Annotated in this window: 21 protein-coding genes; 11 read left to right on the forward strand and 10 right to left on the reverse strand. The window is 62.8% G+C overall.

Annotated elements, in window-relative coordinates:
- Positions 1-9 precede the first annotated feature (9 nt).
- From DBR16_RS13265 to DBR16_RS13285, 5 genes are all read left to right on the forward strand, one after another.
- The gene (locus DBR16_RS13265; protein ID WP_109261703.1) at positions 10-1188 is read left to right on the forward strand and encodes a dipeptidase; all 1179 of its coding nucleotides are present in this window, start codon (positions 10-12) and stop codon (positions 1186-1188) included.
- A 107-nt stretch (positions 1189-1295) separates the two neighbouring features.
- Complete coding sequence (locus tag DBR16_RS13270) at positions 1296-1568, forward strand: metalloregulator ArsR/SmtB family transcription factor (RefSeq protein WP_109261704.1); 273 nt, start codon at positions 1296-1298, stop codon at positions 1566-1568.
- The gene (locus tag DBR16_RS13275) at positions 1565-2272 is read left to right on the forward strand and encodes an SdpI family protein (RefSeq protein ID WP_109261705.1); all 708 of its coding nucleotides are present in this window, start codon (positions 1565-1567) and stop codon (positions 2270-2272) included. Before DBR16_RS13270 ends, DBR16_RS13275 begins: the two co-directional genes overlap by 4 nt.
- Positions 2273-2338: 66 nt before the next feature.
- Positions 2339-3574 (forward strand): argininosuccinate synthase, encoded by a 1236-nt coding sequence (locus DBR16_RS13280; RefSeq protein ID WP_109261706.1) that lies wholly within the window; start codon positions 2339-2341, stop codon positions 3572-3574.
- A gap of 94 nt (positions 3575-3668) precedes the next feature.
- Complete coding sequence (locus DBR16_RS13285; RefSeq protein WP_109261707.1) at positions 3669-4955, forward strand: tetratricopeptide repeat protein; 1287 nt, start codon at positions 3669-3671, stop codon at positions 4953-4955.
- Here DBR16_RS13285 and DBR16_RS13290 read toward each other — a convergent pair whose 3' ends face one another.
- Positions 4956-5294: a hypothetical protein gene (locus tag DBR16_RS13290; protein ID WP_109261708.1), complete on the reverse strand. Its 339-nt coding sequence runs from the start codon at positions 5292-5294 to the stop codon at positions 4956-4958. It abuts the gene before it with no gap.
- A gap of 133 nt (positions 5295-5427) precedes the next feature.
- Here DBR16_RS13290 and DBR16_RS13295 point away from each other — a divergent pair, with 133 nt between their 5' ends.
- The 3 genes from DBR16_RS13295 (at position 5428) to DBR16_RS13310 (ending at position 7732) form a co-directional block, all read left to right on the forward strand.
- The gene (locus DBR16_RS13295) at positions 5428-5955 is read left to right on the forward strand and encodes a CC0125/CC1285 family lipoprotein (protein ID WP_109261709.1); all 528 of its coding nucleotides are present in this window, start codon (positions 5428-5430) and stop codon (positions 5953-5955) included.
- 3 nt (positions 5956-5958) lie between these two features.
- Positions 5959-6429: a hypothetical protein gene (locus DBR16_RS13910; protein ID WP_125184571.1), complete on the forward strand. Its 471-nt coding sequence runs from the start codon at positions 5959-5961 to the stop codon at positions 6427-6429.
- A 199-nt stretch (positions 6430-6628) separates the two neighbouring features.
- Complete coding sequence (locus tag DBR16_RS13310; protein ID WP_125184572.1) at positions 6629-7732, forward strand: hypothetical protein; 1104 nt, start codon at positions 6629-6631, stop codon at positions 7730-7732.
- Between the two features lie 12 nt (positions 7733-7744).
- Here DBR16_RS13310 and DBR16_RS13315 read toward each other — a convergent pair whose 3' ends face one another.
- Positions 7745-8491 carry a sulfite exporter TauE/SafE family protein gene (locus tag DBR16_RS13315; RefSeq protein ID WP_109261713.1) on the reverse strand — a complete coding sequence of 249 codons (747 nt, stop codon included), beginning with the start codon at positions 8489-8491 and terminating at the stop codon, positions 7745-7747.
- Between the two features lie 75 nt (positions 8492-8566).
- Between DBR16_RS13315 and DBR16_RS13320 the strand changes: the two genes are divergently transcribed.
- The gene (locus DBR16_RS13320; RefSeq protein ID WP_109261714.1) at positions 8567-9337 is read left to right on the forward strand and encodes a DUF2189 domain-containing protein; all 771 of its coding nucleotides are present in this window, start codon (positions 8567-8569) and stop codon (positions 9335-9337) included.
- Here DBR16_RS13320 and ccoS read toward each other — a convergent pair.
- From ccoS to ccoN, 8 genes are read right to left on the reverse strand one after another with little or no spacing between them, the layout of a single operon-like run.
- Positions 9295-9504: a cbb3-type cytochrome oxidase assembly protein CcoS gene (gene ccoS / locus DBR16_RS13325; RefSeq protein ID WP_109261715.1), complete on the reverse strand. Its 210-nt coding sequence runs from the start codon at positions 9502-9504 to the stop codon at positions 9295-9297. The two genes, DBR16_RS13320 and ccoS, sit on opposite strands and share 43 nt — an antisense overlap.
- Entirely contained in the window at positions 9504-11663 is a 2160-nt protein-coding gene (locus tag DBR16_RS13330; RefSeq protein ID WP_109261716.1) for a heavy metal translocating P-type ATPase, read from the reverse strand. The genes ccoS and DBR16_RS13330 overlap by 1 nt, the downstream gene beginning before the upstream one ends.
- A complete protein-coding gene (locus DBR16_RS13335; protein ID WP_109261717.1) occupies positions 11651-12109 on the reverse strand; it encodes a FixH family protein in 459 nt (152 codons plus the stop codon). The genes DBR16_RS13330 and DBR16_RS13335 overlap by 13 nt, the downstream gene beginning before the upstream one ends.
- Entirely contained in the window at positions 12106-13590 is a 1485-nt protein-coding gene (gene ccoG / locus DBR16_RS13340; RefSeq protein ID WP_109261718.1) for a cytochrome c oxidase accessory protein CcoG, read from the reverse strand. Before ccoG ends, DBR16_RS13335 begins: the two co-directional genes overlap by 4 nt.
- 42 nt (positions 13591-13632) lie before the next feature.
- Positions 13633-14547, reverse strand: coding sequence for a cytochrome-c oxidase, cbb3-type subunit III (ccoP, locus tag DBR16_RS13345; protein ID WP_109261719.1), 915 nt, complete (start codon positions 14545-14547; stop codon positions 13633-13635).
- Positions 14540-14728 carry a cbb3-type cytochrome c oxidase subunit 3 gene (locus DBR16_RS13350; protein WP_109261720.1) on the reverse strand — a complete coding sequence of 63 codons (189 nt, stop codon included), beginning with the start codon at positions 14726-14728 and terminating at the stop codon, positions 14540-14542. The genes ccoP and DBR16_RS13350 overlap by 8 nt, the downstream gene beginning before the upstream one ends.
- A gap of 11 nt (positions 14729-14739) precedes the next feature.
- A complete protein-coding gene (gene ccoO / locus DBR16_RS13355) occupies positions 14740-15495 on the reverse strand; it encodes a cytochrome-c oxidase, cbb3-type subunit II (protein ID WP_109261721.1) in 756 nt (251 codons plus the stop codon).
- Between the two features lie 10 nt (positions 15496-15505).
- Complete coding sequence (gene ccoN, locus DBR16_RS13360; RefSeq protein ID WP_233347841.1) at positions 15506-17161, reverse strand: cytochrome-c oxidase, cbb3-type subunit I; 1656 nt, start codon at positions 17159-17161, stop codon at positions 15506-15508.
- 233 nt (positions 17162-17394) lie between these two features.
- Here ccoN and DBR16_RS13365 point away from each other — a divergent pair, with 233 nt between their 5' ends.
- Both DBR16_RS13365 and DBR16_RS13370 read left to right on the forward strand, forming a co-directional pair.
- Entirely contained in the window at positions 17395-19656 is a 2262-nt protein-coding gene (locus tag DBR16_RS13365; RefSeq protein ID WP_109261722.1) for a M3 family metallopeptidase, read from the forward strand.
- A gap of 83 nt (positions 19657-19739) precedes the next feature.
- Positions 19740-22406, forward strand: coding sequence for a M14 metallopeptidase family protein (locus tag DBR16_RS13370; RefSeq protein ID WP_109261885.1), 2667 nt, complete (start codon positions 19740-19742; stop codon positions 22404-22406).

Below are 22406 nucleotides of genomic sequence, written 5' to 3' on the forward strand. Positions count from 1 at the left end.
AGGGAAATCATGCGTGCAGTTCTGAAATGGGCCGGCATCGCCGGTCTGGTCATCGTCCTGTCGGTGGCCGTCTTCTTTTTCTTCATCCTGCCGCCGCGGGTGGATGATGCGCTGAACGCCGTCACTCCGCACGATCCCTATGTCATTTCGCCAGAGGCTCAGGCCCTGCATGACACGCTGCGCGTCGCGGACCTTCATTCCGATCTTTTGTTGTGGTCGCGCGATCCGGTGCGCCGCTATGGCCGCGGCCATACCGATCTGCCGCGCCTGCGCGAAGGCGGTGTTGTGCTGCAGGTCTTCACCTCGGTGACCAAGACGCCGTCCAACATGAATTACGAAACCAATGATGCCACCAGCGACGACATCACCCTGCTGGCGATTGCCCAGCGCTGGCCGGTCGACACCTGGAACTCGCTCTATAATCGCGCCCGCTTTCATGCCCGCCGCCTGCATCGCGCGGCAGAGCGGTCCGACGGCGACTTCGTCGTGGTGAAAAACCGCGCCGATCTGGAAGCGGCGCTGGCCGCCCAAGCGGACAATCCGGACATGGTGGCCGGAATTCTCGGCACGGAGGGTGCCCATCCGCTGGAAGGCGATCTGGCGAATATTCCGCGCCTCTATGCGGAGGGCTATCGCGTTGTTGGCCTGCAGCACTTCTTCGACAATGAGCTGGGCGGCTCCCTGCATGGCCTGTCCAATGCCGGGCTGACGGAATTCGGCCGCGAAGCGGTGCGCGATCTGCTCGACCGGGGCTTCATTCTCGATCTTGCCCATTCCTCCGAAGCCGTGGTCCGCGAAGTGCTGGACATGACCGGCGCCCCGCTGATTGTCTCGCATACCGGGGTGCGCTCCCTGTGCGAGACGCCGCGCAATATTCCCGACGCGCTTCTGGCCGAAATCGCGGCGCGCGGCGGCCTGATCGGTATCGGCTTCTGGGCCGATGTCACCTGTGATGACAGCCCGGCGGGTATTGCCCGCGTCATTGCCCATGCGGCCGATATTTTCGGCGTGGAGGCGGTGGCGCTGGGTTCGGACTATGATGGCTCCATCACCGCCACATTCGATGCCTCGGAACTGGCCGCGCTCACCGATGCCCTGCTGGCCGGCGGGATGAGCGAAGCCGATATCCGCGCGGTGATGGGCGAAAACCAGATCCGCTTCTTCCTCGAGAACTTGCCGGAGGAATAGGGTCTACTCGCATGCTTGGGGGTTAACGCCTCGGCGGCATGTATTCCTCATTCGTAATTTCACTAATTAGTCTTGACGCTAAATAAAGGCCATGTCAATCATCGGCCATGAGTGATGTTTTCAAGGCGCTGGCCCACCCGGTCCGGCGTCAGGTGCTGAAAAAACTGCGGGACGGACCGATGACGGCGGGTGATCTGGCCGCCGCCTTCCCCGTGTCCAAGCCGACCATGTCGGGCCATTTCACCGCGCTGAAAGAGGCGGGGCTGATCCGCGCCGAACGCCATGGCACCACCATCCGCTACCGGCTCAATGCCGGCGCCGCCGAAGAAGCCATTGCCTTGCTCATGGGGCTGGTGGGCAAAAGGGAGACTGACACATGATCCGTCTGGGAATGCTGATTTCCGCCTTCGCCTTCGTGATTGCCGTGATCTTTTCCGCCTATGGCTGGATCAATACGCCGCCGGGGGCGGAGGTCGCCGTGCATTTCAGCCTGTCGGGCGAGGTCAACCGGACGGGCTCGAAAGCCGAGGCCTTCCTGTTTCTTCCGGCGCTCCTTCTTGGCATCACCTTCCTGCTGGGCATCGCCCCGAATATCGACCCGCGCGGACGCAATCTCCGGCGGTCAAAGCCGCTCTACATCGTTGGCTGGATGATCGGCGTTCTGGCGCTGGCCGGCGGGCAGGGGCTGATCACCTGGACCGCCCTTGGCGGTGGTGTGGACGGTGAGGTGATGGCGCGCGGAATCGCTGTTTTCATCTCCCTCCTGATGTTGCTCGTCGGCATGGTCATCGCCAAGGCGCGGCCGAATTTCTTCGCCGGCATCCGCACCCCCTGGACGCTGTCCTCGGATCTCAGCTGGGACAAGACCCACCGCATGGCCAGCCGCCTTTTCCTGCCGATCGGGCTCGCCGGGCTGGCCGCGGCCTTCACCCTGCCGCCCGAACCGGTGGTCATGGCGCTGGGCGCCGCCCTCATCGCCAAGACGCTGTTTCTCGTCATCTATTCCTGGCAGGTCTGGAAAAATGATCCGGCCCGCGAAACCCTGAGCCCGGAGGACGCCGATGAGGACAATTCCGGCGTCTGATTGAAATGTTGCGCGGCTTCGCAGGTGCGGTAGTTTCCGCCGCATTCGAGCATCGGGAGACGCGGCATGGCGCGCAGGGATATCAAGCGGATCGTTCTGGCCTATTCGGGCGGGCTGGACACATCCATCGCGGTCAAATGGCTGCAGGAAGAATATGACGCCGAAGTCGTCACCTTCACCGCCGATCTGGGCCAGGGCGAGGAGATCGAGCCGGCGCGTGAAAAAGCGCTGGCCGCCGGCGTCAAGCCGGAACACATTTTCATCGAGGATGTGCGCGAGGAATTTGCCCGCGACTACATCTTCCCCATGGTCCGCGCCAACGCCGTCTATGAAGGCCTCTACCTGCTCGGCACCTCCATTGCCCGCCCGCTGATCGCCAAGCGCCTCGTCGAGATCGCGCACGAGACCGGCGCTGATGCCGTCGCCCATGGCGCGACCGGCAAGGGCAATGACCAGGTCCGCTTCGAGCTGGGCTTTGCCGCCCTCGACCCGTCCCTGCACGTCATCGCGCCCTGGCGCGAATGGGACCTGACCTCGCGCACCAAGCTGATCGCCTATGCCGAAAGCCGCGGGCTTCAAATCCCCAAGGACAAGCGCGGCGAAGCGCCGTTTTCCGTCGATGCCAATCTCTGGCACACCTCTTCGGAGGGCAAGAATCTGGAAGATCCGTCGGCGCAGGCTTTCGAGGAAACCTTCCAGCGCACGCTCGCGCCCGAGGATGCGCCCAACGAGGCCGAATACATCGTCATTTCCTTTGAAAAAGGCGATGCCGTGGCGGTCAATGGCGAAAAACTGTCTCCGGCGACGCTGATCGAGCGCCTCAATGATCTGGGCCGCGCCCATGGCATTGGCCGCCTCGACCTGGTGGAAAACCGCTTTGTCGGCATGAAATCACGCGGCATCTATGAAACCCCCGGCGGCTCCATCCTGATGGCAGCGCATCGCGGCATCGAGCAGATCACGCTCGACCGCGGGGCCATGCATCTCAAGGACGAGCTGATGCCGAAATATGCCAAAATCCTCTATGAGGGCTTCTGGTTCTCGCCCGAGCGCGAAATGCTGCAGGCGGCGATCGACCATTCGCAGAAATACGTGACCGGCGATGTCCGCCTGCGCCTGTTCAAGGGCTCGGTCAATGTCGTCGGCCGCCACTCGCCGGCCTCGCTCTACAGCCTCGAACATGTCACCTTCGAGGAGGACGATGTCTATGACCAGAAGGACGCGCAGGGCTTCATCCGCCTCAATGCGCTGCGCCTGCAGCTGATGGCGGCGCGCCGCAAGCGGCTGGGCGAAAATGACTGAGCTGTCCGGCCGGCAATCTTTCTCGCGAAATTGTCAGATGCGCCGCGCGCGCAAATATCGTCCAATTGGCCACCGCTAACAGATGAGTGTCTGAATGATCCGTTCCCTTGCCGCGCTTTGCCTGCTGTCTTCTGCCGGTTTTGCACAGGACGCGCCGCCGGACCCGCTCGCCCCGTTCGAGACCTCGCGCACGCTGCGCATGGAAGCGGCCCGCGCCGCAGAGGCCGGCGATTATGAGGCCGCCCGCCGGTCCCTGAGCGCGGCACGCGCCCTGCAGCCCGGTCACCCCGGCATCCTCTTGGGCCTGGCACAGATCGGCATGGCCAGCGGCGATGACGAATTGCTGCTGGGCGCGCTCGAAGCGGTGGCAGAGGCCGGGATTGCCTTTGACCTCTCGCGTCTGGGCGAAACCGATGCCCGCCTGCGCGAGACATATCCGGACCGCTATGCTGCGCTCGATGGCTTGCTGGCCCGCCATTCGGGCCCGGCCGGACAGGCCGAACGCGCCGCGCAGATCGCCCTCCCGGACAGCCTGATTGAAGGCATTGCCGTCGAGATCGAGACCGACCGGATTTTCCTGTCCGATGTCGTGGGCCGCAAGGTCTGGGTGGTCGAGCCGTTTGACCGAAGCGCGGCGCAGGTTTTTGCCGATGCCGGAGACGGTCTGCAATCGGTCTTCGGCCTGGCGTCTGATGATGTGAACCGTGTCATCTGGGCGGCGACAGGCACCCTGCCGCAAACCCCGCTGGAAGAAGGTGAGGCGGCCACCACTGCCCTCGTCGCGCTCGACATGATTACCGGCGATGTCTACCGCCGCTATGAAATGGAGGATGCGGAGCGGATCGCCGATCTGGTGACGCGTGATGGCATGGTCTGGGCCGTCGATAGCGGCGCCAACCGCATCTACCAGCTCAGCTCGCTGTCCGGCTCGCTAGAAATCCTGTCCGAAGATCCGCGCTTTGGCGGCCTGCAGGGCGCAGCGCTGGCCGATGGCGCGCTCTATGTCGCCGATTATGCGCTGGGATTATGGCGCGTCGATCTGGCGGACGGCACGGCGCAGCAGGTGCGCCCCGGAACGGAAAGCCTGATCGGTATTGATGGCCTTGCCGCCACCCGCGAGGGCCGCTTGATCGCCGTGCGCAATGGCGTCTCGCCGCATGCCGTGATTGCGATCGACCTGTCCGCAGACGGGCTCGGGGTCGCGAACACGGAGATTCTCCTCCGTAATCACCCCGATTTTGGCGAGCCGACACTGGTGGATGTACAGGATGACCGGGTGTTTTTCGTTGCCAATGCGCCCTGGGCGCTGTGGCCGGAGGATGGCAGCGGCCCGACCGAAGCCGTGCCGCCCACCGTCATTCTGGAATATGATCTGGATTGATCAGTTAAGCTCTTCAATGCCGCAGGCTTCGCGCATTTCCGGCTCGGCGGTCTGCATTTTCTGACCCATCACCATGATGTCGGCCAGCTCCATGCCGTTGGCGGCGGCAATCGCCATGATTTCCGCCGGATCCTCGGTTTCCGCTTCCATCGTTGCCATCATGAAGGCGAGTTCGTTCTCGTCCAGCGTCTCGACGATATAATCGGCGGCGCAGCTGCACTGTTCGGCATCATTGCCGGATTCGGTGCAGGCCGCGGTCAGGTCTTCCTGCGGGGTAAGAGCCGAAGCGGCGGCGCTCAGAGCGATGACAGCCGCGCTGGCGGAGAGAATACGGAACATGGAAACTCCTTCATGAAATCTGTTCGGCCCCAGCCTGCCACGGATTCGATGAACCCGGAATGACACCACTGGAAAAACCCGCGCAACAGGCTCATACTTGTCCCTGCGAGGACATTGAAATGGAGAGATTGCCATGCGGATAACCACCTTGATGCTGGTGGCCGGCGTCCTTCTGACGGCCTGCGCCACCCCGACCCCCTATCAGGCCGCCAATCAGCCCGGCGGCAGCGTCTATGGCTATAGCGAGCAGGCCATCGAGCGCGATCGCTATCGCATCACCTTTGCCGGCAATTCCCTGACCGATCGCGAAACCGTGGAAACCTATCTGCTCTATCGCGCCGCCGAGCTGACGCGCGAACGCGGCTATGAGCATTTCACCGTGGTGCAGCGCGCCACGGACGAGGATACGCGCACCTGGGGCGGTGATCCCTTCTATTCGCGCTTCTATGTCGATTACCGCTACTACCATCCGCGTTATGGCTGGTATGGCTGGCATGACCCCTTCTGGAATGACACGCGCTATCGCGAGACCACGCGCTATGAAGCTGTGGCCGAAATCGTCATGGGCCGCCGCCCGTCCGGCGATGATGCCAATGACTTCAACGCAGCGGAAGTGATCCGCAATCTGGGCCCTGGCATTGTCCGGCCGGAAATGGGTTAGGGTTTGCGCTTCTGGATTACGCTTCTTGCCGTTCTTTCGGCGGGTTGCTCAACCGGATCAGGCGGGCCGGCGCGGCCATCGGCTGTTGAATTGTTGGCCGCACATGCGGCGGCTTGCCCGTTCCCGGTGGAAGATTCAATCCGGAGCGAATGCTTTCAATCAGCCTTTTCTATCCGCCGGCTCGTGTATGAAGGCTTGGCGCAGGACGAGTTGGACGAGGCAAGGCTTTGGTACGCGGCCTACCATGGTGAATCGTCCAGCGAGATGGGGAGCCCCTACCTTGAGAGCATAGCGATAGGTTGCTTGCTATTCCGTCGTGCCTTTGTGGCGCCATCAGATGGATTTGGTGGATTTCGTTTTGATAACAATCAGCGGCTTAGGCAGGTCTACCTGCAAATATCCGACGACGATTCACCCATCAGTCCGACCGAGTTGCGCGACATATGTGCGATCATGGCTTTCGAGCACGAGTAAAAGACTTACGGCTGCCAAACTCAGTAATCACAGGTCTGGCAAATGCCAGCCAGGGCTAGACCTCCATCCCGCACATCGCCGCGATCACTTCAGGCGGCCGAAAGCGGGTTAGGCCAACAACCGCTCTCTTGCCTTATACGCCGAGGTCGAGAATGATCGGCGGATGCCAGTAGGTTGGATAGCGAATTTTTGGGCAATCATGCTGATTGCCGGTACAGCCGGGTGCTCGGATGCGCAAGGGCCGCAAATAAGGCTCGGCGATAGCGACGTTGTGTCCTGCTACAAATATGGAATTCTTGAACCGAGTGGCGATCTGATTGGATCCTGTATCCCGCGATTGAGCACGGGCCTGACGAATATTTTCATTCGCTTTGATGACAATGGCGAATTTGTTGGGAGGGTGGATATCGATCATCCCGTGCGTGAATTCGTCAGTCCGCCGAACACAAATTTGTCGATGCTGACCTTGGGCGAGCGGGTATTCGTCTTCCATGGCCCAGGTGTGTCGGCTGGTGATCCCGGCAGTGAAATCGACATGATTGCGCTAGAAGAGACGTCACGACGCGAAACCGTAGAAAACTTCTCCATCGACCCGGTTACAGGTTATCGGGTTGAGCGCACACGCCATGACGGGGCGATCCGCGTTAATGTTTACGATGCGGACGGCGCATCGGTTGCCCGCGTCTCCAATGTCCCTGATCTATCTGGCCGGTATGGCGCTATCATGAACAGCTATCAGGGCGGTGTGTTGTATTCATTCGCCCCGCACTACGATGATGACCACAATCCTTACGTCCGCGTGCTCGCCGACGCAGAAGAGATTGCATTCATCCAGCTATCCGATCAACGCTCGCGAATTGAGCAGGCGAGTATTCTTCCCGATGGCCGCATTGTTCTGATCGAACGTGCGCACTGGATAACTGAAGAAATGCTAGACGGGATGCTGCTCAACAGAAGCCACTTCGAGAACCGGCTTCACCTGATTGACTGGCGGGTAGCGTCAGCTACTGCAATGCCAATTATATTGACCCATGATGATATCCATGTCGCTTCAGGCCGGAGGCTCACTTTGCAAGGAATGCAGGAAAACCGGCTGGTTCTGAATGAAGGCGGCACGCTCCACCTGGTGGACCCGGCTAGCGCTACGCAAAGCATGATTTTCGAGACCGGGTGTAACGCACCGTCTCAATCCCTTTTGTTCCGGGACACGACGGATGACGTGATCTGTATTGACTGGCCGGAACAGAGCCAACGTTTTCTTCCTGTACGCATTACTCGGCGCCCCCTCGAATCGTTCCAGTAGCTCCTTGGAAGTCTAAAGCTCCAGCCCGCACATTGCGGCGATCACTTCGGGCGGCACCAGCAGCATGCCCATGCCCAGCGCGGTGATGATGAGGCCTGCAGCCAACCGGAATTGCGCCTTGCGGCCGGACTTTTCCAGCCAGCCAATGCCCAGCGCCGTGCCGGTGACAGACGGCAAGGTGCCAAGGCCAAAGCCCAGCATTACCAGCGCGCCTTGCAAGGCGCTGCCCGCCAGCATGGCATAGAGCAGGGCGGCATAGACCATGGCACACGGCAGAGCGCCCCAGGCGAGCCCCGCCAGCCAGGGCGAGACCGGCCCGGCCGCCATAACGGGCTTCATCACAAAGCGGGTGATCGGCAATAACAGGCGGTCCAGCACCAGAGGCGCGGGCAGATGACCGGTCAGCGACAGGCCGATCCAGACCAGCATCATCGCCGCGCCCCAGCGGAAGACGGCCTGAGCGACCGAAAAATCCATCACCGAATAAAGCCCGGTGCCGGCGGCCCCCACCGCGGCACCGGCCAGAACATAGCCCAGCATCCGCCCGCTTTGCGCGGTCATCAGAACGCCCAGCCGCGTGGTCGCACTCTGGTCTGGCGACAGGGAAAACATCAGGCCCGAGGCAATGCCGCCGCACATACCGGCGCAATGCAGACTGCTGGCAAGGCCCGCGATCAGACCACCCAGAAAACTGATTTGTGCCAAGGCTTCCATGGCGGGCACATTGCCTCCGGAATCGGCTTGTGGATAGTATGGCATGCGCGGCACTACGCCGCTGGGCAAGCGACGCGATCAGACCCTATAATGTGTATGGATATTCCGGGGAGGGAAGACATGCCAGCCATCGAACTCAATGCCATCCGGCCGGGCGCGCCCATGCGCTGGCTGAAAGCCGGCGCCAGTGATCTTATGCGCGCGCCAGTCGTTTCCATCGGCTACGGCCTGATTTTCGTCGCGCTCGGCGCGGCCCTGTCCGCCGGCCTGTGGTGGCTGGATATGGCAGCCTGGATCCCGGTGGCGCTCTCCAGCTTTGCCCTGATCGCGCCCCTGTTCGCGGTCGGCTTCTACCAGGTCTCCAAGCACCTTGATGAAGGCAAGGCGGTCCGTTTCAGCGATATCTGGCTGGTCTCCGGAGAGAAAATCTCGCAGGTCGCCTTTCTGGGCCTGCTTCTGATCATATTGCTCCTGGGCTGGGCCCGCATCGCGCAATTCCTCTACGCCTATTTTGCCTCACAGGATTATACGAGTCTGGCCGAATTTTCCTCCTGGGTGCTAAGCCATCCGGCCGGCATGACCATGGCCGTTGCCGGCACGCTGATCGGCGCGGCGCTGGCCATTGCCGCCTTCTCGATCTCGGTGATTTCCTTTCCCATGCTGATCGACCGCGAAGTCGATGCTGCCACCGCCCTGATCGCCTCGGTCACGGCGGTGCGCCGCTATCCCTTCGCCATGCTCACCTGGGCCTGGCTGATCGCTTTCTGGATCACCATCGGGTCGGTCTTTTTCCTGGTCGGCTTGGCGGTGATCTTCCCCTGGCTGGGTCATGCCAGCTGGCGCGCCTATCAGGATTTGTGCACCTCGTCCGGGCCGTCGGCCTCGGCCTGAGCACGCTCCGGGTCCGGCAGGGGCCGGTCATCATCCTCCATCAGGATGCGCTGGGCGGCCCCGTCCAGATCGTCATACTGGCCCGATTTCAGCGTCCACAGGAAAGCGCCGAGGCCGATCGCCCCCATACCCAGCGCAATCGGGATGAGATAGACCAGCACTTCCATCAGCGCGCCAGCCTCAAGGCGTTGAGCGTCACCAGCAGCGAGGAGGCCGACATGGCAATGGCGGCCACCAGCGGCGTGACAAATCCGAACACGGCCAGCGGCACCGCGATCATGTTGTAAACCACGGCCAGTCCGAAATTCTCCAGCACACGGCGTCTGGCCTTGCGGGCAATGATGATCGCTTCGGGAATGGCCGAAAGCCGGTCGCGCTGGATCACGAAATCCGCGGCCGCCTTGGAAATATCCGCAGCACTGGCCAGCGACATGGAGACATGGGCACTCGCCAGCGCCGGGGCATCATTCAGCCCGTCGCCCACCATCAGCACATGCCGGTGATCGCCGCGGGCCGCTTCCAGCGCGGCAATCTTCTCGGCCGGTTTCAGCCCCGCCTGCCAGCTTTCCATGCCCAGCTCGCGCGCCATCCCGGCCACGGCTTCGGTATGATCGCCGGACAGGATGCGGGCCGGCAGGCCCAGCGCCTCGACGGCCCGGACAGTATCAGCGGCATCGCTGCGCAACCGGTCGGCAAAGGCAAAGCGCACCGGAGCCCGGTCTCCGGCCTGCAGCCAGACTTCCGAAACCGTCTCGCCTGCAGCCTCGGCCCCGATCCAGCTGGCCGAGCCGAGGCGCACACGCTCGCCCGCAATGATGGCTTCCAGCCCGCCGCCGGGTGTTTCGGCCACATGATCGGCCACCTCGCCCATCCCGGCGAGATCGGCAATCGCCCGTGACAGGGGATGGCGGCTGGTGCGGGCCAGACGTGCGGCCAGTTCGAAATCGGCGTCGGAAATCGCCGCCCGGTTTGTCAGTTGCGGGCGGCCAAGGGTCAGCGTTCCGGTTTTGTCGAACGCTGCGGCATCGGCTTCGGCGAGACGTTCCAGCGCATCGCCGGACTTGACCAGCACGCCGGATCTGTAGAGCCGCCCGCAGGCCACGACCTGCACGGCCGGAACGGCCAGTGCCAGCGCACACGGACAGGTGATGATCAACAGCGCAATCGCATTGATGATGGCGGTCCGCGGTTCGGCTCCCACGACCAGCCATCCCACCAGGGTCAGTGCCGCCAGCGCATGCACGATGGGCACGTAGAGCCGCGCGGCATGATCGGCGAGCTTCACATAGCGCGACCGGTTCTGTTCGCCCGCTTCAACCAGCCGGCTGATCTCTGCCAGCAGGGAATCATCGCGCCGTGCCGTTGCCCGCAGCTTCAGCGCCGCGCCGAGATTGACCATGCCGGAAAAGATCTGCGTGCCGGGACTGGCGTCTGCCGGGCGGGTCTCGCCGGTCACCAGCGCGGCATCCAGCTGACTTGTGCCTTCGATCACCTCGGCATCGACCGGGATTTTCTCGCCCGCCGCCACCAGCAGGATATCGCCGGGCCGGACATCGCGCGCGGGAATCGCCTTGAGCTGGCCGTCCGCGCCGATACGGTTCGCCGTGCTCGCCTGCATCGCCGCCAATTGCCGCGCGGCCGCCCCCGCCTTGGCGCGCAGCCGGCTGTTCAGCCAGCGCCCGATCAAGAGGAAGAAGAGCAGCATCACGGCAGCATCGAAATAGGCTTCCTCGCCGCCCTTGATGGTTTCGTAGAGGGAGAGGCCGCAGGCCAGCGTGACCGCCAGCGAGATCGGCACATCCATATTGACCTGCCGGTTCCGCAGCGCTACCCAGGCCGAGGAGAAGAAAGGCCGTCCGGAAAACGCCACGGCGGGCAGGGCGATCAGCGCCGACAGCCAGTGAAACAGGTCGCGCGTCTGTGCGCTCATATCCGTTCCGGCCCAGACCGAGACCGAAAACAGCATGACATTGGCCGTCGCAAACGCGGCCACCGCCATGGCGATCAGCAGCCGCCGCTCTTCCTGGCTGGCCGCATCCGCGCCGGTCTCCGGCTCGAACGGGGTGGCCGGATAGCCGATCTCGCTTAGCCGCTTCACCATCGCCCGGGCCTGTCCGGACGGGCCGTTCCAGGCCAGCGACAGGCGGCCGGTCGACAGGTTCAGACGCGCATTGGAGACGCCGGGATAATCCCGCATCGCCGATTCCACACGCGAGATACAGCCCGCGCAATGGACGCCGGAAACAAGCAGATCAATCTCCTGATGCCCGCCGCGCGTGCGCACGAAGGCTTCCGGATCAACCCCGCTGGCATCTATTGCAGCCATATCTCCTGTTCCATCTCAAAGGGCGGGCCCTCCGGCGTCGAGACCACCAGCGTCCACCGCCCCGGCGGTATCTCCGCTGGCGCACGGTACACGCCCGGCCCGTCGCCGCGAAGCGTCAGCGGAATATCGAGGCTGGAATCGGCCGGATGGCGCAGCCGCGCATCCATCATCAGCCCGGTCACGCCCTGCCCGTCCGCATCCGTGATTTCAAGGCGCACACCGGTTGCGTCGACGGCGCTGACCGCGGTCCAGCCCAGCGCGGCCTGGGCATCGCGGCGCTCCAGCGTGTCATTGTAATTGATGCCCTGGATATAGGAACGCGGCTCGTCCTCGCCGCGGAAAGTGCGGATGGCCTGGGTCAGGAACACCGCATTGACGGCAATGATGACGGCAAAAAACACCAGCAGTCCGATGAGGACGTGATGGCCCTTGATCTCCCGGATCATCTTGATCCTCCCGACAGGAACACGGTCTCCGCCGTGCGGCTTTCATCCGAACCGTCCGGCGACACGGTGAAGATGACGCTCTGATTGCTGGCAGTGATCGCCTCGCGCGGTACGGTCAGGAAGATGCGGAAATCCTGGGTGCGCTCGGCCGGTACATCCACGGTCAGCCCGCGCGTCTCTTCCTGGCCCAGAATCCGCCATTCCAGACCCTCCGGCCCGTCAATGGCGATCCTGTATTCCCGGTTCTCATGCGTGCGGTTGATGACTTTCAGCGTATAGCCATTGCGCACCGACCCGTCCGACAATTGCACGAAATTCGGATTGCGGTCGCGCGTGACATTGACGTCCAGGCTGGCGCGCGTGGTCAGGCCGAACAACATGATCGACCCGGCAATCGCCAGCGCAAAGGCATAGACCAGCACGCGCGGCCGCAGGAATTTGTAGATCGGCTCCAGCCCGGCATGGCGGCGGTCGATATTGATATCCGTGTCATAGGAGATCAGCCCGGTCGGCCGGTCCACCTTCTTCATGATGTCATCGCAGGCATCTATGCACAGCGCACACTGGATGCATTCCAGCTGCGAGCCTTCGCGGATATCAATCCCCATCGGGCAGGCCGCGACACAGGCCTTGCAATCGATGCAGTCGCCGCGCCCTTCCCAGCTTTCGCCCTTCTTGTGAGCCCCGCGTGGTTCGCCGCGATCCACCCGGTAGGCAACATTCAGCGCATCGCGGTCGGTCATCGCCGCCTGGATGCGCGGCCAGGGGCACATATAGATGCACACCTGCTCGCGCATGGTCCCGGCCAGCGTATAGGTGGTGAAGGTCAGAACCCCGAAGAACAGATAGGCCGAGATCGGCGATCCGCCGGTGAAGAAATGTGACAGCGTGTCATAGGCGTCGTGGAAATACAGAATCCACGCCCCGCCGGTCGCCGCGGCAATCACCAGCCAGACCGAATGCTTGCCGATTTTTCGCCACGCCTTGTCGAAGGACCATTTCGCCCGGTCCAGCTTGATGCGCTTGTTGCGGTCGCCCTCGAACAGGCGCTCGACGGCAATGAACAGATCTGTCCACACGGTCTGCGGGCAGGCATAGCCGCACCAGACCCGGCCAAACAGCGCTGACACCAGGAACAGGGCCAGCGCGGCGATAATCAGCAGGCCGGAGACATAATAGATTTCCTGCGGCCAGATCTCGATGAAGAAGAAATAGAAGCGCCGGCCTTCAAAATCGATCAGCACGGCCTGGTCCGGCGCCGACGGGCCGCGGTCCCAGCGCAGGAAGGGGATGAAGTAATACGCCCCCAGCGCCAGCACCATGAACACCCATTTGGCGAGCCGGAATTTACCGTGCACCAGCTTGGGATAGATGGGCTCGCGCTTCTTGTAGAGTTTGCGCTTTTTGGCGTCGTTGACAGCTTCCACATCGTGGGTGGCAACCCCCGGGGCGGAAATCAGATTATGTCGGGCCGTGCTCATATCCGCACTTATGCCTTGTTCCGGTGGAGGAAGGGATGCGGCTTATTCGCCCGCCGCACCCTCGGCCGCAGTTTCGGCTTCCCCGCCGCCCAGCGAATAGACATAGGCCGTCAGCGCCGTGATCACCGGATCATCAAGACGGCCCTCCCAGGCCGGCATGACGCCGAAGGGCCCGCGCCAGATCGAGTTTTCGACCTGTTCCGGGCTGCCGCCATAAAGCCAGATGGCATCGGTCAGGTCCGGCGCGCCCTGGGTGCGGTCGCCCATTCCATTGTCGCCATGACAGGTCGCACACTGGCTGGCAAAGACCTCGGCACCGGCGCTCAGCGCCGCCGCGTCAAATCCGGTCCCGCCCGACAGGCTGAGCACATAATCCCGGACATTGCGGATCTGCTCGCGGGACAACAGCCCGTCCGCGCCATAGGCCGGCATTTGCGAATACCGCGTCTCGGCATGATCCGATCGGATGCCGTAGAGCAGCGTGGTGCGGATATCGTTGAACGAGCCGCCCCAAAGCCAGACATCATCATTGAGGTTGGGATAGCCGGTAAAGCCCTGCGCCCCGGCCCCGTGGCAGGTGGCGCAGAAATTCGCGAAATTGGATTCGCCGGCCGCCAGCGCGAACCGGAACAGCGCCGGATCGGATTCGATAGCGTCATAGCTTTCCGCAGCGTCCAGCCGGGTGAAGAATTCCGAGCGCGAGGCCTGCAGCGCCTGCATGTCCTCGGCGACATTGACACGTTCGGAATTGCCGACCACGCCTTCGGTGAAGCCCTGCATGCCCGGCGGGGCGGGCCAGGCCGGCATCAGCACCCAGTAGACCACCGACCACGCGATACAGGCATAGAAAATCCACAGCCACCAGCGCGGCAGGGGATTGTCCAGCTCGCGGATGCCATCCCACTCATGACCGGTCGTTTCGGTTCCGGTTTCCTGATCGATATGTTTCTCAGACATTGGATTCGTCCTTTTTCCCGTCCTCGGAAGGCGGGGCATCATCATTCAGCGGCATGCGGGCGGCAGCGTCGAATTTCTCGCGGTTCTTCGGCCACAGGGCGTAGACCAGAACGCCGATGAACACGGCGAAAAAGAACAACAACCCCCAGGTCTGCGCGAAACCGGCCAGTGCCTCATACATGCCGCGGCCTCCTAGCGCTGATTGGCTTCGGCGTCGGGCGAATAGGTCGAGAAATCGACCATTGTGCCGAGCACCTGAAGATAGGCGATGAGAGCATCCATCTCGGTGATGACCTCTGCATTGCCGTCGAAATTGCGGATCTGGGCTCCGGGATAGCGGGCGATCAGATCGTCATAGCCGGACGAGAATTCATCGACCTGCGCTTCCAGATCGGCGACCGCGTTTTCAACCGCCTCGTCCGAATAGGGCACGCCGAGGAACTGGTTGACCCGCAAATGCGCGGTGATGGTGGAATAATCCAGCACCGCATCCTGCAGGAAGGCATAGGGCGGCATGATGGATTCCGGGACCACCGATTGCGGGTGGATCAGATGGTCGCGGTGCCATTCATCCGAATAGCGGCCGCCCACCCGGGCCAGGTCCGGACCGGTGCGTTTCGAGCCCCACTGGAAAGGCCGGTCATACATGCTTTCCGCGGCCAGCGAGTAATGGCCATAACGCTCGACCTCGTCGCGCAGCGGGCGGATCATCTGCGAGTGGCAGTTATAGCAGCCCTCGCGCATATAGATCTGCCGGCCCATCAGCTCCAGCGGCGTGTAGGGGCGCACGCCCTCTACCTCTTCGATGGTCGAGTTGAGGTAGAAAAGCGGGGCAATCTCGACAATGCCGCCGATGGAAATGGTCACCACCACGCCCAGCGTCAGGATCAGCGAGTTTTTCTCGAAGAACTTCTGGTGGAAGCTCGGTTTTTGCGGTGTATCAGCCATCCTGCCGCTCCTATTCCGCCGGGATCGCGCGGGGTTGTGGCGTGACCTCGTCTTCGGTCTCGCTCACATCGCCAGTGATCGTCTTGTACATGTTGAAGGCCATCAGAATGGCTCCGGCGAGGAAGAGCAGCCCGCCCCCGGCCCGGATGATGTAATAGGGATGCATGGCCTCGACGGTCTCGATGAAGGAGTATTCGAGGAAGCCGAGATCATTATAGGCGCGCCACATCAGCCCCTGCGTGATGCCTGACGGCCACATCGCCGCGATGTAGAGGAGGATGCCCAGCGTTGCGAGCCAGAAATGCCATTCGATGAGGGCACGGCTCCACATGCCCTTCTTCTTCCACAGCCAGGGGACCATGCAATAGATCGCCCCGAAGGAGATCATGCCGACCCAGCCCAGCGCACCGGAATGCACATGGCCGATTGTCCAGTCCGTATAGTGGGACAGCGCATTGACGGCGCGGATACTCATCAGCGGTCCTTCAAAGGTCGACATGCCGTAGAAGGCCACAGAGACCACCATCATGCGGACCACCGGATCGGTGCGCAGCTTGTCCCACGCGCCGGACAGCGTCATCAGCCCGTTGATCATCCCGCCCCAGGACGGCATCCACAGCATCACCGAGAAGGTCATGCCCAGCGTCTGCGCCCATTCCGGCAGCGCCGTATAGTGCAGATGGTGGGGTCCCGCCCAGATATAGATGAAGATCAGCGTCCAGAAGTGGACGATGGAGAGACGGTAGGAATAGACCGGCCGCTCCACCCGTTTGGGGATGAAATAATACATGATCCCGAGGAAGCCCGCGGTCAGGAAGAAGCCCACCGCATTATGGCCATACCACCATTGCGTCAGCGCATTCTGTACACCGGAAAAGACGCGGTAGCTGAACGAGCCGAACGGATCGACGGGGATCGACAGATTGTTGACCAGGTGCAGGACGGCAATCGTCACGATGAAGGCGAGATAGAACCAGTTCGCCACATAGATATGCGGCTCCTTGCGCTTCCACAGCGTGCCCAGGAAAACCATCAGATAGGCGACCCAGACCAGGGTCAGCCAGATATCGGCATACCATTCCGGCTCGGCATATTCCTGGGCCTGGGTGACGCCCATCACATAGCCCGAGGCGGCAATGACGATGAAGAACTGATAGCCCCAGAACACGAACCACGGCCACAGACCGCCCGCGAGGCGCGCCCGGCTGGTGCGCTGCACCACATAGAAGGAGGTCGCAATCAGCGCATTGCCGCCGAAGGCGAAAATCACCGCCGAGGTGTGCAGCGGCCGCAGGCGTCCGAAATTGAGGAAGCCGAATTGTTCGAAATAGAAGATGTTCGGCCAGGCCAGTTGCAGCGCGATCACCACGCCGACCAGCAGGCCGACCACGGCCCAGAACATGGTCGCAATCGCGCCGGCCTTGATGACATTGTCATGATACAGCCCGGTTTCTTCCACCCGGCCATTGGCGGAATAGGCATTCACCACCAGCACCAGGCCGATAATGAACCCGCCGAGCATCAGCCAGCCATGCGCCACCATTTGCGGATCAACGCCGCGGGCAGCTGCCATGAGGCTCCAGAAAGCGCCGAGAATGCAGATCAGCCCGATCAGCATACCGTCGAGGCCGGATGATTTTACCGGCATCGCTGTGGCTTGCGACATGGATAGTCCCCCAGATCAAGAATTCGTCCCGTGCGATAATTCCACAGGCTGACCATAGGTAAAAGGGGAAAGCCCCTAAAAAGAATGTGGCATGCTGACACACGCCGGAATGCCGCAGCTTGCGGGCATTGAACATTAACCTTCCGCAATCTGCGACACTGCGGCATTTGCGATTCCCCCTTGTGACGCTAGGTTCCGCGTCAACCATTGACATATTCAAGGGGAGAAACCCGATGAAACGCCTTCTGATCACCACGACCAGCCTTGCCGCCCTGACCCTGGCCGCCTGCGCGCCGGACGCCGCCGAGACCGCGGCCAGTGTGGAAGACACTGCCAACGAAACCGCCATGATGGATGACACGATGGCCGATGCCGCCACAGAGGACAGCGCCACGGACTGGCAGGCCGAGCTGGAGACCAATCCGCTGCTCGCCGAATTGTCCGGCCCGTATGGCGGCGTGCCGCAATTCGACGAGGTCAGCCTTGATCAGCTCGAAGCCGCCGTCGAGGCCGGCATGGCGGCGCACCTCGCCGAGATCGATGCCATCGCCAACAACCCGGAACCGCCGACCTTCGAGAACACGATTGTCGCGATGGAACGGGCCGGCGCGCCATTGGGCCGGGTTTTCAATTTCTGGGGCATCTGGTCGTCCAACATGTCGAGCCCGGAATTCCGCGAACTGCAGCGCGAACTCTCGCCGCGCCTGTCGGCCTATAATTCGCAGATCACCCAGAATCAGGCGCTCTTCGAGCGTGTGCGTGCGGTGTATGAAGGCGAGGAAGTCGATAGCCTGCGTCCCGATCAGCAGCGCCTCGTATCGCTGGTTTACGACGGATTTGCGCGCAATGGTGCGACGCTGGAAGGCGAGGCCGCCGAGCGCTATGCGGCTATCAATCTCCGCCTGTCAGAATTGCACACGCAATTTGCCAACAATGTGCTGCACGACGAGGAATCCTACGTCACCTACATCACAGAGGACCAGCTGAGCGGTCTCTCCGATTCGGTGATCTCGGCCTATGCCGCGGCCGCCGCCGAGCGCGGGCGTGAAGGCGAATACGCCATCACCAATACCCGCTCCTCGATGGACCCTTTCCTCACCTTCTCTGACGAGCGCGATCTGCGCGAGACGGTCTGGCGCACCTATTACAATCGCGGCGATAATGGCGATGAGTACGACAACAACGCCATCATTGCCGAAATCCTGCAGCTCCGCCACGAGCGCGTCGGCCTGCTCGGCTATGACAATTACGCCCAGTGGCGGCTGGAAAACCGCATGGCCGGCACACCGGAACGCGCCATGGAACTGATGGAAGCAGTCTGGCCGGCTGCTGTGGCCCGGGTCGAGGAAGAAGTCGCCGACATGCAGGCGCTCGCCGATGCCCGCGGTGACAACATCACCATCGAACCCTGGGATTACCGCTATTACATGGAGAAGATCCGGCAGGACCGCTATGAGCTCGACTCCAACGAGGTCCGCCAGTATCTGCAGCTCGACAATCTGCTGCAGGCCATGTTCTTCGTCTCCGGCGAGCTGTTCAATTTCGAGTTCACACAGATCACCGATGGCTCCGTCCCGGTCTGGCATGAAGACGTCACCGTCTATGAAGTCACCGACCGCGACAGCGGCGACCATGTCGGCGTCTGGTATCTGGATCCGTTTGCCCGCACCGGAAAACGCTCGGGCGCCTGGGCATCTTCCTTCCGCGGTCACACCACCTATGACGGTCTGGAAACCCCGCTCTCGACGAACAATTCCAACTTCGTCGAACCGGCCCCGGGTGAGCCCGTCCTGATTTCCTGGGATGATGCCAACACCTTCTTCCACGAATTCGGCCATGCCCTGCACACCCTGTCCTCCAACGTCGCCTATCCGACGCTGAATGGCGGCGTGCGCGACTACACCGAATTCCAGTCGCAATTGCTCGAGCGCTGGCTCTCGACCGACGAGGTGATCGACAATTACTTCGTCCATGTCGAAACCGGCGAGCCCATGCCGGATGAGCTGGTGGCCCGCATCGAGGCCGCCGCAACCTTCAATCAGGGCTTTGCCACGACGGAATATCTCGCCTCGGCCCTGGTCGACATGTACTACCACACGACCGATCCAACAGGCATTGATCCGGACGCGTTTGAACGCGAGACGATGGAGCGCCTCGGCGCGCCGGACGAGCTGGTCATGCGCCACCGCAGCCCGCATTTCGGCCATATCTTCTCCGGGGAAGGCTATTCCGCGGGCTATTACGGCTATATGTGGGCCGATGTGCTGACCTCGGATGCGGCAGAAGCCTTTGCCGAAGCGCCCGGCGGTTTCTATGACGAGACCGTGGCGGCGGCGCTGGTCGAGCACCTGTTCGCCCCGCGCAATTCGGTCGATCCGGCCGAAGCCTACCGGGCTTTCCGCGGACGGGATGCCAACATCGCCCCGCTGATGCGCGATCGCGGCTTCCCGGTTCCGGGCGAGGAAGGCGGAACAGACGAAAGCGGCGGGGAATAATCTCGCCAATTCAATCGGCCCGGAGCATCATGTTCCGGGCCGTTTTGTATCTGCACGCCATTCAGACTCTGCCGGGGTTATTCATGACACATCGCATCCTGCTTGCCGCTCTGACCGCTTTTGGCCTGTCTGCCGCTGCGCTGGCGCAATCCGCGCCGACCCCGCTGCAGGCCCGCTACGATACCGCCATCCCGGATCTGGAAAGCGCGCTGGGCCATGACTTCGGCGAAGAGATCACCCCGCCCGAAGAGGCCGTGGATTATCTACGCACGCTGGCCGAGGCCGCCCCGGACCGCATGCAGGTCTTTGACTATGCCACCAGCTGGGAGGGCCGCGATCTCGTCTATGCCGTGATCGGCAGCGCGGAGACGATGGCGCGTCTCGACGGCATTCGTGCCGATCTGCAAGCGCTGGCCGACCCGCGCGGGCTCTCAGGCGCGGAGCGTGACACGCTGATCGGCCGCCTGCCGGTGATTGTCTGGCTCGGCTATGGCGTGCATGGCGACGAGATCTCCTCCACCGATGCCGGGCTGCGCACGGCCTATCATCTTCTGGCCGCCACCAATGACCCGGTCGCGAACACGATCCGCGAGAATGCCCTGGTCATCATCGATCCGGTGCAGAACCCGGATGGCCGCAACCGCTTCATCAACTCCTTCACCCAGGCGCGCGGCCTTCAGGCCGACGGCTACCGCTATGCGGCGGAACATGACCAGCCCTGGCCGGGCGGGCGGCATAATCACTATCTCTTCGACATGAATCGCGACTGGTTCATCATGACCCAGCCGGAAACCCGCGGCCGCACCGCTGCCATGCTCGACTGGCGGCCCATGGTCATTGTCGATGCCCATGAAATGGGCGGCGACCAGTCCTATTTCTTCCCGCCCGTGGCCGACCCGGTCAATCCGGTGCTCACCGAGGAACAGCTGGAAGGTCATGACATTATCGGCCAGAACCATGCGATGTGGTTCGACCGCATCGGTTCGGACTATTTCACCCGCGAGATCTTCGACGCCTTCTATCCCGGCTATGGCGATACCTGGCCGATGATGCAGGGCGGCGTCGCCATGACCTATGAGCAGGGCTCGGCCCGCGGCCTGGTCTGGACGCGCCGCAATGGCGGCGATCTGACCTATGCCGACGGCGTCACCAATCACTTCATCGCCAGCCTGTCGACCGCGCAGGCCGCCGCGGAAAACCGCGAGCGCTTTGTGCGCGGCTTCCATGATGTACGCGCCGCCGCCAGCACGATCGCCGAGGGGCCCGCCGCCATTCTTTTGTCACGTGAAACCAATCGCTGGGGCGCGGAGCGCCTCGCCCGTCTGATCGCCCGGCAGGGCATCGAGATTTCGCGAATTGCCGGCGGCACCACGGCCTGTGGCACGGCGCTGCCGGAGGGCGGCTTCCATATCGATCTGAACCAGCCCGCCGGGCAGCTCGCCCGGACGCTGCTGCAACGCGACACGCCGCTGCCGGACGATTTCCTCGACGCGCAGGAAGACCGCCGCACACGCGGTCTCGACCATGAACTCTATGACGTCACCGCCTGGTCCCTGCCGGTCATGTTCAATGTCGACTCCACGGAATGCGCCAATCGCCCCAACCTGCCGGGCGACGCCGTCACCGCCGATGAGCCCATGCCCGCCGAAGCCGCGGCCAGCGCCCGCTTCGGTTATGTCATCCCCTGGACCGATGCCGGCCAGGCGCGTCTTGTCGCGGCGCTCGCCGCAGACGGTGTGCCGATGCGCACCGCGGCCAGCGAATTCACGATCCAGGGCGAGACCTTTCCCGCCGGATCGGTTGTGATCGCCCGCGCCAGCGCTCCGGCCCATCTCGATTCCCTGATGCGCCTGCACGCCCGCACCATCGGCGCGGTCTACGCCGGGCTGGACACCAGCTGGACCGAGGACGGTCCGAATTTCGGCTCCAGCCAGTTTGCCGACATTGTCGCGCCCCGCATTGCCATGGCCTGGGGTGAAGGCACCGATCCGAATTCGGCCGGCGGGCTGCGCTATGTGCTGGAGCGGCGTTACGGCTTGCCCGTCACCGTCATCCGCGCCGCCACGCTGGCGCGGGCGGACCTGTCCGGTTTTGACGTCATCCTGCTGCCCGAACAGCGCGGTGGCGGCTATGCCGCCGAGATCGGCGAGACCGGCGCGGCCAGCCTGTCGCGCTTTGCGCAGGCCGGGGGCACGCTGATCGCGCTGGGCGATGCCACACGCTTCATCACCGATCCGGAGATCAACCTCCTGCCGCTGCGCCGCGAGCGCGCCGCGGATACGCCAACGGGCAATGGCGCGGGCGAAACCGCGCTCGTGCCCGGCAGCGTCATCGAGGATAACGGCGCGCTGCAGGCGGCGCTGGAGCCGCGCAATGCCCGGCCCGACACGGCTCCGGGTGCGCTGCTCAATGTTACCGCCAATGCCGACGCCTTCCTGTCGGCAGGCTATTCGCAAGGCGCGGCCGCCATGGTGACCGGATCGGACATCTATACCGCCGTGCCGCTGGACGAGGCCGACACCGTGCTGCGCTTTGCCGGACCGGACACGCTCGTTGCTTCCGGCCATCTCTGGGAGGAAAACATCGCCCAGACCGCCTACAAGCCTTTCCTGGTCTCGCGCCGGACGGGAGCGGGCTTCGTGGTCGCCTTCACCCAGGACCCGACCGCCCGCGGCTATCAGGAAGGCCTTGATCTGGCACTCCTGAACGCCGTCATCCTCGCCCCGGCGCGCTCCTGGCGGCTCAGATAG

The organism is Hyphobacterium indicum, from assembly GCF_003129605.1.
GTDB lineage: Bacteria > Pseudomonadota > Alphaproteobacteria > Caulobacterales > Maricaulaceae > Hyphobacterium > Hyphobacterium indicum.